Here is a 13,717-nt window from a genome sequence, read left to right as displayed (position 1 = left end):
AAGAAAAAGCAATTATACAAAATCACGACTGATGCATGAGACGTGGCTAATGTTTCTGTCTTTTTTTTGATGTATCCTTGCGGTTGTTTTTCCAGAAAAGTCGTTTGAAATATGCAAGTGTCTATCTACAAATCCAGCAAAAAAAGTGAAATGTATCTGTATGTGGCGCGTCCTGCGAATGAAAGCGAAGCTGAAACATTCGAACCTTTAAGCGTATTGACTGAAGCAGTACAGGCAGCATTTGGACGTGCGACTTTTGTCATGCATCTTGAATTAAGCGAATCACGTAAACTGGCACGTGCCAATGTCTTGCATGTCATGGATTCTATTGAAACCCGCGGTTTCTTCCTGCAAATGCCGCCAGAAGGCTTGATTGATCCAAATGCTGTGGCACCAGAAGGTTTACGCGGTGCTTAATGTTGATTCAGGAGTTGTGAAATGAATGGTTATGTGGCTGTATTAGACTCAATTCCTGAACAGAGCATTGCCGTTGCAGTTTATCTGCTCGGCAGCCTGATTGCTTTATGGTGCTGGTATGGCGTGACCAAGCGTCTGCCTAAACCCATGGGCGGTTTTTTGTGGATTGTGGCCTTTGCCATTCTGCTAACACCGACGGTATCTGAGGGGTCGAATGCATCCATTGCACCCGCGATCTTTGGTCTGTTATTTGGGGTGCTGACCAAAGAGCAGTCCCTGGTTTGGATTAATGCGTCACTTATTTTATTTGTCATTGGGATTGGATCTGTGGTTGGCTATTGCTGGTCGACCTATGTGTCGAACAAAAGCAATATTCGTGTTCACGAGAAAAGTTCACCGCTGTAAGTAAAAAATAAGGTTCAATCATGTCTGCTGATATTCAACAATTTTCAGGTACCGATCAGTACATTGCGACTGACAGTTTAAAACTTGCGGTGAAAGCTGCACGCAGTTTGCAAAAACCGTTGCTGGTCAAAGGTGAGCCGGGTACAGGTAAGACTTTGCTGGCCGAGCAAGTCGCAGAAAGTCTGGGTTTGAAGCTGATCACCTGGCACATCAAGTCCACTACCAAAGCACAACAAGGCCTGTATGAATACGATGCCGTATCCCGCTTGCGCGATAGTCAGTTGGGTGATGACCGTGTCTATGACATCAAGAACTACATCAAGCCGGGTAAATTATGGGAAGCGTTTACCAGTGAAGAGCGCTGTGTCCTGTTGATTGATGAAATTGATAAGGCAGACATCGAGTTTCCAAATGACTTGCTGCATGAACTCGATAAAATGTCGTTCTATGTATACGAGACTGGCGAGACCATTACGGCAACTCAGCGCCCAATCGTGATCATTACCTCAAATAATGAAAAAGAATTGCCAGATGCTTTCCTGCGTCGTTGCTTCTTCCATTACATCGAATTCCCGGATGAAGCCACCATGCGTGAAATCATCGATGTGCATTTTGCCAATATCTCGACCACATTGGTCAATGAGGCTTTGCAAGTCTTCTTTAAATTACGTCAGATTCCGGGTTTAAAAAAACCACCTTCAACTTCTGAACTGATCGACTGGCTCAGCCTGCTTATGGCTGACGACATGCCGGAAGATATTCTGCGCAATACTGATAAATCCAAAGCAATTCCGCCCCTGTACGGCGCATTAATCAAGAATGAGCAAGATGTGCAGTTGCTCGAACGTCTAGCATTTATGTCACGTCGTTAAGGGAGAAACACGCATGTTTGTGCGACTGTTTTATACCTTACGCAAATACGGCGTGCCGGTATCGACCCGCGAACTGATTGATCTCAATCAGGCAGTTGCCGCAGGACTGGTCTTTGCCGATCAGGACGAGTTCTATCAGCTTGCCAAAACTATAATGGTCAAGGACGAGCGCTATTTCGACAAGTTCGATCGCGCCATGAAAGACTATTTTGATGGTATCGCGACCTTTGATCTGGATGAGCTGCTAAATCAGGTGCATAAGCTGCCCAAAGACTGGTTTGATCTGGAGTTGCTGGAAAAGCATTTGACCCCGGAGCAGCGCGAAGAGCTGAAAAAAGCCGGATCGCTGGAAGAACTGATGAAAATGCTAGAAGAGCGTCTGCGCGAACAGCATAAAAAACATCAGGGCGGCAACAAGATGATTGGTACCGGTGGCACTTCACCCTTTGGTGCCTATGGCGATCATCCTGAAGGTGTGCGTATTGGCGGGCCGGGGCGTAAGCGTTCTGCGGTGAAAGTTTGGGAGCAGCGTCAATACCGCAATCTGGATGATGAACAGATTTTAGGTAGCCGTCAGATGCAGATGGCATTGCGCCGTCTACGAAAATTTGCCCGTCAGGGTGCAGCCGAAGAGCTGGATATTGATGGAACGATTCGTGAAACGGCCAAGCATGGTATTCTGGATGTACAACTGGTGCCGGAGCGTCGTAACCGTATTAAAGTTTTAATGCTGTTCGATGTCGGTGGTTCGATGGATGCGCATATTGCCCAGTGTGAAAAGCTGTTCAGTGCGGCGAAAACCGAATTCAAGACCCTGGAATATTTCTATTTCCATAACTGTCTCTATGACTATGTCTGGAAAGACAATATCCGTCGTTCCAGTTCACGCATCAATACCTGGGATTTGTTCAATACCTATGGCCGTGATTACCGCGTGATTGTGGTCGGTGATGCCAGCATGGCACCCTATGAGCTGAATTCTGTCGGTGGTTCGGTTGAATATATGAATGATGAAGCTGGACAGGTCTGGTTACAGCGTCTGCGTCAGCATTTTGATAAAACTGCTTGGCTGAATCCGGAAGAAGAAAAATACTGGCATTACACCCATACCATTGGTCTGATCCAGCAGATATTTGAAAATCATATGTTTCCAATGACGCTGAAAGGCATTGAAGACATGACCAAATATCTGGCGCGTTAATTCCATTTATCTATAAGTGACTTTAGTTAGAGTTATTAGTGATTTCAAACAAATTATTCTAGTATAAAGTCACTCATTATCTCTTATTTAAAATTTCAGGCATCATTATGGCTCATCAAATTAATGGTATTGCGTTACCAAATGAAGAGGGTTTTTTTGGTCAATATGGCGGTCAGTTTATTCCACCCGATCTGAAACAGGCCATGGATGATATTAATGTGGCCTATCAGGAAATTCGTCAGACTGAAGAATTTCAGAATGAATTGAAAGACCTATTTGCTCATTATGTCGGTCGTCCAAGTCCACTATTTCATGCCAAACGTCTTTCTAAACAGCTCGGTGGAGCCCAGATTTATTTGAAACGTGAAGATCTGAACCATACTGGCGCGCACAAGATTAATCATTGCCTAGGTGAAGCACTACTGGCCAAATATATGGGCAAGACCAAAGTCATCGCAGAAACTGGTGCCGGCCAGCATGGTGTTGCTTTGGCAACTGCATGTGCCTTGGTGGGTATTCCGTGTGAAATTCATATGGGGCAGGTGGATATCGAAAAAGAGCATCCAAACGTCGTCAAGATGAAAATTCTGGGTGCCAAGCTGATTTCTGTGACTCGCGGTACAGCCACACTCAAAGATGCAGTCGACAGTGCTTTTGAAGAATATTTAAAAGACCCGAAAAACTACATCTATGCCATTGGTTCGGTAGTCGGGCCGCACCCATTCCCGATGATGGTACGTGATTTCCAGTCGATTATTGGTGATGAGATTAAAGTTCAGGCCAATGAGCGTTTTGGTGCAAATCCTGACTATGTTGTTGCCTGTGTCGGTGGCGGTTCTAATGCAGTTGGCGCATTCACTGCATTTTTAAATGAACCAGATGTGAAACTGGTTGGCGTTGAGCCGGCAGGTCATGGTTTAGATACCGATATGCATTCAGCTACTTTGACCTTAGGTAAACCGAGCCAGTTACATGGTATGGCCTGTTATGTGCTAGAAGATGAACAGGGCGAGCCATTGCCAGTGCATTCAATTGCTTCTGGTCTGGATTATCCGGGTGTGGGGCCGCAGCATAGCTTGCTGAAAGATTTGGGTCGGGTTGAGTATACGACTGCAACCGATCAGGAATGTCTGGATGCATTCATGACACTGTCACGCGTAGAAGGCATTGTACCTGCATTAGAAAGTTCGCATGCGGTGGCTTGGGCCATTCGTGAAGCAGGGAAACTGCCAAAAGATACCAAGATTGTAGTGAACTTATCGGGTCGTGGTGATAAAGACTCAGATTACGTCGCAGAAAAATTAGGTCTAAACTGATTTTATTCAGAATGTTCATATAAAAAATCCCTGTACACATACCGGGATTTTTTATGGATCAGATATAAAACTTTATCTTGGTGTCACTTAAGTGATCTTCAAATGCCTTAGAGAAAGCTAGATGATATTTTAACCTGAGATATATTGCTGTAACTGTTCAATCAATTTGCGTTGGTCATCCATGGCCGCTTTGACCAAATCCCCAATTGAAATCAGACCGATCAGTTTTTCATGTTCGACCACGGGTAAGTGGCGTAGGTGGCGTTCAGTCATCAAAGATAAACAGTCTTCTACGCTAGTAGCTGTATTTACGGTAATCACTTTAGAGGTCATGATCTCATTAACAGTGGTGTCGAATGAGGTTCTTTGCATCAGCGCGATCTTACGCGTGTAATCCCGCTCTGACAAAATCCCCACCACATTGTCTTCATGGGTTACCACAAGCGCCCCGATTCCTTTATCCGCCATCAAGGTGATGGCTTCTAAAACAGTAGAATCTGGACGAATGGTATAAATAGCTTGATGCATTTTTTCACTGAGCACCTGTGCCACATTGGTCATGCTTAATCATCCTTATTGGTCAATTTATTATTAATCCTAGAGTATGTATTCAACCTGAACATCTCTAAGTGTTTAGGTTTTAGTCTTTATAAATAGCATGTTATTTAAGCAATGTGCAGTCTTTGTTGCGAAAAAAACAGATGACGCATCTGTGCAGCAGTCAGTTTGAGTTTGGTTCCATTGGTGTTGAACAGCGCTGGCGTAACATTCAGTCGCGACAGGGTCGGCAATAATGCATTTTCAAAATCTTCAGAATTGATTTTACGTGGAATGTAATCCGGCCAATGTTGCTGGGCATAATTTTTAGCATCCAGCGGATTGAGCCAGAATGGAAAGATACAATCTTCCTGGTCACGCATCATCGCCCAGCCTTGGTGATATGCGCCCCATAGCTCGCCACAATTCATCAAAGATTTAAGCATCGTGATCTTTAACAGAAAGTTTTTGCAGATCGGATCAATTTGAATAATTTTTCGTGGTTTCATTAGAATAAAGTGCTATTGGAGTTCAGGCTCTATTCTAGGAACTTTATATGAAATTACTGTTTCAGCTTTGCAAGGATTCGTAAGAAAATATGTATTGATTGCTATTTATTGAAAAAAGGGCTGAAAAAAACGCCACCTAGGTGACGTTTCTTTATGCTTGCATGGTGGCCATGTTTTGCCAGTACTGGGCTTTGAGTGAATCTCGTTCTACACGGAAACCTTGATAATAAAGTTCTGCTAAAAAGAGCGCTGCTTTACCATGGCCTGCACGAGCGGCTTCTTCAAGCTGTTTTATCGCATCAGCAAAGTTCATTTGCGATTGAATGGTATTCACGGCATCTGCGTACAGATGTTCCAGATCGTGTTGAGAGAGTTGTTGTATCATATAAAAACTCCTTAATTTTAATTATGATTACAGGATAGACTATTTAGTCTAAATACAAATATAAATTAGTATTGTTAAACTAATATTACAAAATAATGGAAAAGTCAACTATTCGATTTTATTTGTTTACTTCAGTTATAGTTTAACTGATTAAACTATACACAACTATAAATATTATTAAGCTACATTGTAAATGGATAGCAAACAATAAGGAGAAGGCCATGATGACAAGAACTTTAGATGGTGTGAAATTTGATATGCCTCCGACTGCAGGTCAAATTATGGAACTTGCCGATTTGCATCGTAAAAAACTCGATCAAGCTATATTCAGTAAATATACCCATCTAGGTGATTATGGGCTGGCACAACGTAAAGAAGTCTACGACTTTACCCGGGCGCTGGACGAAAACCAGCGTGAGCAGTTTTATAAGCTTTATAATGGTGAGCTGGTCCGCATTGCAGATGAGGATCGTCTGCATCCGCCTGAAGCAGAAGCGGGTTTAAGTAAATTTGCAATTGCACTGGTATTGCTTGTTGTTGCATTGGTGCTGTATTCAACAATTATTACCAGAATCATGAATTAGTCCTCGAAATAGCAGGATTCAGCTCTTATGAATATTCAGTGCGCTGACTTGAACTTATGTAACTGCGACCATACACTACCTCTAACCTGAGGTAGTGTATGTCTATAGATACAGAAAAACTAAGCCAATTTTTCAGCAGAATCAAACTGGAACAGATTTATAACAGTGTGGTTATTTTTATTATTGCGATCATTCTACTTTTAGCCGCATTTGCTCTATATCGTCCGTTGAGCATTGCTCAAGTCACCCAGATTCAGCAACTGTCTAAACAGCAAAACCTTCCCCAAACTCAGGATATGGCACTCGCCTTGTTAGAGCAGCAGCATATCCGTCGTGGGCAGTACCTTAAATTGATGCAGGCTTATCAGCAGGAATCGCTTCGGGCACGTCAGCTTCCACCGGTCTCTGTGGAGATGCCTTAGGCATAGGGTTTGTTGGTAAGTAATAATTGGCATCCATTAAATTCTGCTCCAAACGCATTTTCAAGGCATTTTGATCCAGTTCTTTGTTGACGACGACCAGGGTTAAGCGATCAGGATGAAAATGCTTGCGCACTGCATTTTGTACATCTGCCGCTGTGATTTTAGCCAGCCGATCTGGATAACTGGATAGATAATTACTTTGCTCACTATAGAAGCCCATATTGCCTAGCTGAGCATTAATGGTAGCATTACTGCTGTAATTATTAGGGAAGGCCCGTAACATGCCTGCTTTGGTTTCTTCCAGACGCTGCGTATCAATAGGTTGACCGACAAAGTTGATAAATGCTTGATGTGCGATCTGAATGCTATCTAGCAGTTGATCCTGACGCGTAGAATACTTAAAGCTGAATACGCCGGGTGCCTGACTAAAGCTCAATGAACTATAAGCGCCATAAGTAAAACCACGTTTCACCCGCAGTTCCTGCATCAATACCGCATTAAATCCGCTACCGCCAAACATGCGATTGGCGACTTCTATAGCCAGTTTATCTTCAGTAAAGCGAGTTGGGCCTAAATGCCCAAAGGTGACATGCGCCTGAGACGAGTTATAGGGTAGGTGTACCACTTCAAAACCAGATTGAATTTCAGGCTGTGGCAATGCCTCTGCTTTTTGCCCTTGAGGTAAATTGCCGGCAATTCGTTCAGACAGTTCCAGTGCCTGTTTAGGGCTGAGTTTACCGGTAATAGCAATATTCATATTTTGCGCCACCAAAAACTGATCACGGAATTTTTTTAATAATTCTGCGTTAATTTTCTTGGTGCTGCCTTGGGTGCCGCTGATTGGTTCTGCATAAGGGTGTTGACCATATAGGGCACGATAAAACCGGATATCCATCAATCGGCTTGGATTTTCCTGTAGCTGTTTTTGTCCCACTTGCGTATTGCTTAAAGCCAGATTAATGCTAGACATTTTAAATGACGCATTCTTGACAACCTCCATCAGCATGCTCAATCCGGGTTCCAGTTTTTCCGGGTCTGAAAGCGTACGCAGACGGACCACAAACATGTCCCGATAGGCTTGTACGCTGAATTGTGCTCCGGTTTGGTCAAAAACTTCCGCCACCTGATTGGCGCTATATTTGTCGGTTCCTTCACGCATCAACTTGGCTGCCATATTGGATAGGCCATATAGACCTTTGGTAATTTCCTGATCACGGGCCGAACCGGCATTAAAGGTCAGCTGGATATCTACCATGGGAAGATCTTGCGTTTCAACGAACAGTGTACGTACCTTATAGCGATTGTTCAGGTCATGAATATAAGGCGCCTGAAAATCCCGTTGCTGATTAATATTTTTTAAACTTTGCAGTAAAGGGATAGACTGTAACTGACTGGGGTTGTCATTTTGGTCAGGTTGAGGGTCAAGATAGTTTTCTGCATGGGTAGCCGAGCTAAGACTTAAAGTTGAAATAAGCAAAAATGGACGAAGCTGAAGCATTATAATCCCCGTTGCTGGGTGTTTTGTTCGGGTGAGAGATAAAGCGTGCTGAGATTCTCACGCACAAAATAGGCGTTGGCGACGCGCTGGATATCCTGAACACTGAAACTTTCAAAGTGTTTCGGTAATTCATCCATCAGGCGATAACTCAAGCCATTGACCTCCAGATTGCCAATCATTTTGGCCTGGCCGACAATATCATCCTGGCTATAAATCAAATTGGAAATAAAGCGGGTACTGATACGATCCACTTCCTGTTGGGTCATCGCTGTAGTTTTAAGTAAATCTACTTCATCCTGAATGGCTTGTTGTGCTTCTTGCAAAGAGATGCCCGGCGCAGGTAAGGCAGAAATACCAAACAGGCTGTCGCCGCGATTATAGGGATCATAAGAAACGCTGACAGAGGTCAGAATTTTACGATCACGTACCAATCGGTCTTGCAGGCGCGAAGAAATGCCACTGTCCAAAAGACTGCGAATAATGGTCAAGGCATAAGCATCTTGGGGGTTTTTGGCAGTGCCAAGGGATTTTACATTCCAGGTCATGTATAGATTAGGCACTTGAACACTGCTATTAATTTCCATATGCCGATAACCCAAACGCTCAAACTCCAGTACATCATTGCGTGCTGGTGTTGGGCGTGCGGGAATGTCAGCAAAATATTTTTGTACCTGAGCCAAAGCAGCTTCAGATTCTACATTCCCCACAATCACCAGAATGGCGTTATTCGGACTGTACCAGTCCCGATACCATTTTTTGACATCATTCAACTGAATATTATTCAGAGTTTTCATATGTCCAATCACTGGCTGGCGATAATGGCTGGTCGGATAACTGATCCATTTAAACCGTTCAAAGGCTTGCGCACGCGGATTGTCATCGGTACGCTGGCGCCGTTCTTCCATGACGACTTTAATTTCTGGCTCGAAGTCCTGCTGTCGAAGCAGTAAATTACTCATCCGATCAGACTCAAGTTCCAGCGCCATAGGAAAATAGGCTTTAGGATAAAGCTGATAATAATTGGTGTAATTGGTGAAGGTAGCCGCATTGATACTGCCGCCATAAATCCGGCTAAGACGGGTAAATTCATCATTCGGTACTTTATGGGTGCCTTTGAACATCATATGTTCAAGCGCATGTGATACCCCCAGAATATTTCCAGATTCATCGCTGCTGCCGACTTTGTACCAGATTTGTGTCATTACCATGGGCGCACGATGGTCTTCCCGAATAATGACTTTTAAACCGTTACTTAAAGTGGTTTCAAAAGTAGTCCGTGACAATTCGCTTCGGGTTTGTGCCTGAACCGAGTTAAAACTCAGGCTAAGTAAGACTGCTGCACCGAGTGGATAAAGCGTCTGTTTGATCATTTGCGAGAAAGAGGAGATAGTCAAAAAGGTGATGAACACTAGATCTCCTGAAATAGGCGTTTGTATTTAGAGTTATTTTTAATAAATGCGTGCTTGAAAGCAACCGAGAGCTGTAGCTTTTTGGTATGTTTGTCCAGCATTTGCATTGCTAGCTGCAAAGCAGGCAAGTTATGGTAGAATCTGGGTTTTTAACGCAATGCTTTTCAAGGATTCGGCATGCAACAGCAATCTAATGGGCAAAACAAATTTTTGATTGATGCTGATATCGGAGATGATGATGTCACATTACCGAGCTTACCTGCGGTCAATGTGCCTATCGTAGAAACGCCAAGCGAAACAGCTGTAGTTTCTGCACCTGTCGAAACAGAAACTGAAAATGAAGATTCTGCGGCGAAAGGTGGCTTCTTTAGCCGTATGAAAGTGGGTTTAACCAAAACCCGTAAAAACCTTGCCGATGGGATGGTAAATATCCTGATCGGTGGTAAAGAAATTGATGATGAATTATTAGAAGAAGTCGAAGAGCAGCTTCTGGTGGCCGATATCGGTGTGGAAGCCACCAAGACCATTATCGCTAACCTGACTGAACGTACGGCACGTGGTGATTTGATCTATTCGCATTCACTCTATAAAGCGCTTCAGGAAGAACTGGTGGCTTTATTGGCACCACGGGTAAAACCGCTGCATATTGATCCGAATAAATCGCCTTATGTGATTCTGGTAGTTGGTGTGAATGGTGTCGGTAAAACGACTACCATTGGCAAGTTGGCAAAGCGCCTGCAAGGTGAAGGCAAGACCGTCATGTTGGCAGCAGGCGATACTTTCCGTGCGGCTGCAACTGAACAGCTCCAGATCTGGGGTGAGCGTAATAATATTGCGGTTGTTGCTCAGGGTCATGGTGCTGACTCAGCTTCAGTGATTTTCGATGCTTTTGAAAGTGCGCGTGCCAAAGGTGTGGATGTATTGATTGCAGACACAGCGGGCCGTTTGCATAACAAAGGTCATTTGATGCAGGAATTGACTAAAGTAAAACGTGTAATGCAGAAAATTGATGCCACTGCACCTCATGAAGTGATGTTGGTGGTCGATGCCGGTACTGGTCAGAATGCTATTAATCAGGTCGAGATGTTTGATGAGGCGGTAGGCTTGACGGGCTTAACTATTACCAAACTTGATGGTACTGCCAAAGGTGGGGTACTGTTTAATATCGCCAGTCGTACTCATGTGCCGATTCGCTTTATTGGTGTGGGTGAAAAAATTGATGACCTGCGTCCATTCTCTGCCAAATCTTTTGTTGCTGCATTATTTGAAACTGAAAAATAAATAATGTGCAATGCTTCACATAAACTCCGCCAAGTGCGGAGTTTGTTGTTTTTGGCTGGTTTGAGTGTTGTAAAAACCGACAGTAAAACCACCACTAAATCTGCCCATCTTGATAAAGGCCTTATAATTGTAGGGGATTTTCTAAGCTGATTTGGCTTGTTTTTTGTGGGGTAGAAAATGGCATTGCTAAATAAGATTGGTCAGGTATTAACAAGCGATATAACCAAGGATTTTAAATTTTCAAGAAAAAATAAACTGAATGGTGATTTAGAACTGACTTTTGTCGATCAATTGAAAAAGCGCCGTAGTATCGATCAACTCGGTAAGCGAGTACATTATAGTCAGACTTATCTTGGCGAAATCATTCAGGAAGCAGTGCGCAGTTGCCCTTCGGCTTATGATTCTCAAACTACGCGCATTGTGGTGTTATTTGCAGATTCTCATCATCAATTCTGGGAAATTGTGAAACAGGTGCAGCGTCAGTATATGCCGGCACATATTTACGAAGGAATTGAAATTAAGTTGAATCAATGTGCTGCGGCCTATGGCACGGTTTTATTTTATGAAGATCAAGCCGTGATTCAACAATTACAAAAGAAAATGCCATTAAATAGTGAGGATTTTCCAGCATGGTCGGAACAAACTTCCGGTATGGCGCAATTTGCCGTATGGACGACGCTGGCAGATTCTGGCTTAGGGGCATCCTTACAGCACTATAATCCACTGATTGATGAAAGGGTCGCAGAGCATTTTCAGATTGAAAAGAACTGGTTGTTACGCGCACAACTTTGCTTTGGGTCAATTGAACAAACAGTAGCAGAAAAATTACAAAAACCGGATCAGCATCGTTTCAAAGTATTTAATTAAAAGTTTATAGAACACTTTATATGTGACAGCATGGAAGCTGCGGATAAAATCAGATACAAATACGCTACGCAGATCTAAATCTGATTGTTCTATAAATAAAACACATTGTTATCGAAATGCACCTGTCTTGGGTGCTTAAAGCACGTAATATAACTTTATCGATTTTCAAATAACCAAAATATACAGAGGTGGGTTCATGGCATTTTTAGATCAAATCAAACAACGCCGTAGCATTTATTCAATTGGAAAAAATGTAGATCTGGATCAAGCAGAAATTGAGAAAATCATTAAAGATGCGGTGAAGCACAGTCCGTCATCTTTTAACTCGCAAACCTCGCGTGTGGTGATTTTATTTGGTCAATCACATGATACCTTCTGGCATATTGTACGTGAAACTTTACGTGACCTTGTTTCAGCAGATGCATTTGAATCAACCAATAGCAAGATCAATGCTTTTGCAGCAGGTTATGGAACCGCTCTGTTTTATGAAGATCAGAATGTGGTGAAGTCGATGCAAGAGCAGTTTGCACTCTATGCAGATAACTTCCCAGTCTGGTCTGAGCATTCTTCCGCTATTGCACAGTTTGCAACCTGGACCGCTTTGGCAGAAAAAAATATCGGTGCTTCATTGCAGCACTACAATCCAATTATTGATGAAGAAGTTGCACAAACTTTCGAGATTCCATCTCACTGGAAACTTCGCGCTCAACTGGTATTTGGTTCGATTGAAGCTCCTGCAGGTGAAAAAACCTTTATGGATGATGCAGAACGCTTTAAGACCTTTGCGTAAACGATTTTAGGTTATAAAAAAGAAGCACTTTGATGCTTCTTTTTTATGTCTTAGAGTTGTATTTAGATATGATGTGATATGTCTAGCTAAATAAATGCTAAAAACACAGGCTGTATCGCTCCAGCTTTTGTCATAAGATTGTCATTTAGACGCGGCATAGTGCAGCTAATTTTTAATAAACAACCAAAATGAGTATAGGATATGGGTTTACGTATTGCGGCAACTGCAGCAGTGTTTCTGTTTAGCACACCAGTTTTTTCGGCAGTGACCGTCACAGTACCTGAAGAAATAAAAATTGTTGCCGTAAATGATCAAGAGGTGAACTCGGGTCTATTACGTTCTAATCAGACTTATAGCTTGGATGCAGGTGTAAATGCGATCAGCGTACGCTATAACGAATTTTTCCAGCATTCAGACAATTCACATGACATTTTAAAGTCAGGTGTGGTTACGGTAAAAACACCAAGCCTTAAAGATGGTGAAACTTACCGTTTAGCACTTATTCAGGCGCCTAAAGATTTTGATGCAGCGCAAAAATATAAAGATCAGCCCATTATTGGCCTATATGATGCGAAAAATCAGCTCTTAGTCCAGCAGACGGGCGCTAAAGATTCAGCGAAACCATGGTTTGGAAATCGCGTATTGACTAAAAAAGTAGATATGACAACTCAAGCCGCGACACCAGTTCATCAACCGGCAGCTATATATACTCAGTCAGTAGAACAGAATGATCAGCAGCTGATTCAATTATGGCAGAAAGCTTCTAAAGCTGAACGTCAAAAATTTATGACTTGGCTCGCTGAGCAGACAAATTAAAATATTTTGATGAAGAATCAAAAAGATCACCATTGAGGTGATCTTTTTTTATGAGATGAAGGCTAGAAAATTAACATTTGCTTAAACTTTTCATGCGGAATTAGCTAGAAAAACGCAAAAAAGTGTTAAAAATAGCCTTTTAGATTAAAAAATAAACGCATGATTGGTTTTTTTGAATATTTTTAAGAAAAGCCCTTGCGCTCGTTTTGAAACTGTATAGAATACGCAGCACACCAACGCAATGCATGAAACGAAACGTTAAGTGATTGGGTTGGAGCTTGAAACTGACGAGGTTTTAAGAAGATCATTAAGAGATTATGAAGAACAACTTGTGTGGATTTTTACTGGTTGATTGATCGAAATTATTTTCATTGATTGATGGTAGAAATTACTCGAAGTTTATTTGAG

Annotated in this window: 16 protein-coding genes; 11 read left to right on the top strand and 5 right to left on the bottom strand. The window is 42.6% G+C overall.

Annotated elements, in window-relative coordinates; translation table 11 throughout:
• The first annotated feature begins 111 nt into the window (after positions 1-111).
• From ACTL4S_RS03520 to trpB, 5 genes are all read left to right on the top strand, one after another.
• Positions 112-417 carry a YcgL domain-containing protein gene (locus ACTL4S_RS03520; protein ID WP_004278695.1) on the top strand — a complete coding sequence of 102 codons (306 nt, stop codon included), beginning with the start codon at positions 112-114 and terminating at the stop codon, positions 415-417.
• Between the two features lie 21 nt (positions 418-438).
• On the top strand, positions 439-822 hold the full coding sequence (locus ACTL4S_RS03515; protein WP_195725981.1) for a hypothetical protein: 384 nt from the start codon (positions 439-441) through the stop codon (positions 820-822).
• A gap of 20 nt (positions 823-842) precedes the next feature.
• Positions 843-1,694, top strand: coding sequence for an AAA family ATPase (locus tag ACTL4S_RS03510; protein ID WP_004278691.1), 852 nt, complete (start codon positions 843-845; stop codon positions 1,692-1,694).
• Between the two features lie 13 nt (positions 1,695-1,707).
• Positions 1,708-2,895, top strand: coding sequence for a vWA domain-containing protein (locus tag ACTL4S_RS03505; protein WP_441298754.1), 1,188 nt, complete (start codon positions 1,708-1,710; stop codon positions 2,893-2,895).
• Between the two features lie 107 nt (positions 2,896-3,002).
• Complete coding sequence (gene trpB / locus ACTL4S_RS03500; protein ID WP_247143986.1) at positions 3,003-4,211, top strand: tryptophan synthase subunit beta; 1,209 nt, start codon at positions 3,003-3,005, stop codon at positions 4,209-4,211.
• Positions 4,212-4,340: 129 nt separating this feature from the next.
• Here the strand turns inward: trpB and ACTL4S_RS03495 are convergent, their stop codons facing one another.
• The 3 genes from ACTL4S_RS03495 to ACTL4S_RS03485 all read right to left on the bottom strand — a co-directional run bounded on the left by ACTL4S_RS03495 (position 4,341) and on the right by ACTL4S_RS03485 (position 5,642).
• Complete coding sequence (locus ACTL4S_RS03495; RefSeq protein WP_004278688.1) at positions 4,341-4,772, bottom strand: CBS domain-containing protein; 432 nt, start codon at positions 4,770-4,772, stop codon at positions 4,341-4,343.
• A 104-nt stretch (positions 4,773-4,876) separates the two neighbouring features.
• On the bottom strand, positions 4,877-5,257 hold the full coding sequence (locus tag ACTL4S_RS03490) for a DUF2750 domain-containing protein (protein ID WP_004278687.1): 381 nt from the start codon (positions 5,255-5,257) through the stop codon (positions 4,877-4,879).
• Between the two features lie 151 nt (positions 5,258-5,408).
• Positions 5,409-5,642, bottom strand: a complete 234-nt coding sequence (locus tag ACTL4S_RS03485; RefSeq protein ID WP_441298753.1) for an SEL1-like repeat protein — start codon at positions 5,640-5,642, stop codon at positions 5,409-5,411.
• Positions 5,643-5,866: 224 nt separating this feature from the next.
• On the opposite strand from ACTL4S_RS03485, the gene ACTL4S_RS03480 reads away from it, so the two are divergent.
• Positions 5,867-6,226 (top strand): hypothetical protein, encoded by a 360-nt coding sequence (locus ACTL4S_RS03480; protein WP_004278683.1) that lies wholly within the window; start codon positions 5,867-5,869, stop codon positions 6,224-6,226.
• Between the two features lie 98 nt (positions 6,227-6,324).
• Positions 6,325-6,648, top strand: a complete 324-nt coding sequence (locus ACTL4S_RS03475; RefSeq protein ID WP_004645254.1) for a hypothetical protein — start codon at positions 6,325-6,327, stop codon at positions 6,646-6,648.
• Here the strand turns inward: ACTL4S_RS03475 and ACTL4S_RS03470 are convergent.
• Together ACTL4S_RS03470 and ACTL4S_RS03465 are read right to left on the bottom strand one after the other, a co-directional pair.
• Entirely contained in the window at positions 6,572-8,146 is a 1,575-nt protein-coding gene (locus ACTL4S_RS03470) for a M16 family metallopeptidase (protein ID WP_441298752.1), read from the bottom strand. The genes ACTL4S_RS03475 and ACTL4S_RS03470 overlap by 77 nt on opposite strands.
• Positions 8,146-9,555 carry a M16 family metallopeptidase gene (locus ACTL4S_RS03465; RefSeq protein ID WP_441298751.1) on the bottom strand — a complete coding sequence of 470 codons (1,410 nt, stop codon included), beginning with the start codon at positions 9,553-9,555 and terminating at the stop codon, positions 8,146-8,148. The genes ACTL4S_RS03470 and ACTL4S_RS03465 overlap by 1 nt, the downstream gene beginning before the upstream one ends.
• 177 nt (positions 9,556-9,732) lie before the next feature.
• On the opposite strand from ACTL4S_RS03465, the gene ftsY reads away from it, so the two are divergent.
• The 4 genes from ftsY (at position 9,733) to ACTL4S_RS03445 (ending at position 13,309) form a co-directional block, all read left to right on the top strand.
• Positions 9,733-10,836, top strand: coding sequence for a signal recognition particle-docking protein FtsY (ftsY, locus tag ACTL4S_RS03460; protein ID WP_004278679.1), 1,104 nt, complete (start codon positions 9,733-9,735; stop codon positions 10,834-10,836).
• Positions 10,837-11,013: 177 nt separating this feature from the next.
• Positions 11,014-11,703 carry a nitroreductase family protein gene (locus ACTL4S_RS03455; protein WP_441298750.1) on the top strand — a complete coding sequence of 230 codons (690 nt, stop codon included), beginning with the start codon at positions 11,014-11,016 and terminating at the stop codon, positions 11,701-11,703.
• 196 nt (positions 11,704-11,899) lie between these two features.
• Positions 11,900-12,493 (top strand): nitroreductase family protein, encoded by a 594-nt coding sequence (locus tag ACTL4S_RS03450; RefSeq protein ID WP_004731228.1) that lies wholly within the window; start codon positions 11,900-11,902, stop codon positions 12,491-12,493.
• Between the two features lie 201 nt (positions 12,494-12,694).
• Entirely contained in the window at positions 12,695-13,309 is a 615-nt protein-coding gene (locus tag ACTL4S_RS03445) for a DUF2057 family protein (RefSeq protein ID WP_005100087.1), read from the top strand.
• Positions 13,310-13,717: the final 408 nt, after the last annotated feature.

The sequence above is a fragment of the Acinetobacter lwoffii genome (assembly GCF_052078135.1).
In the GTDB taxonomy this organism is placed as follows: Bacteria; Pseudomonadota; Gammaproteobacteria; order Pseudomonadales; family Moraxellaceae; genus Acinetobacter; species Acinetobacter lwoffii_Z.
This window is presented reverse-complemented; position numbering and strand designations above follow the sequence as displayed.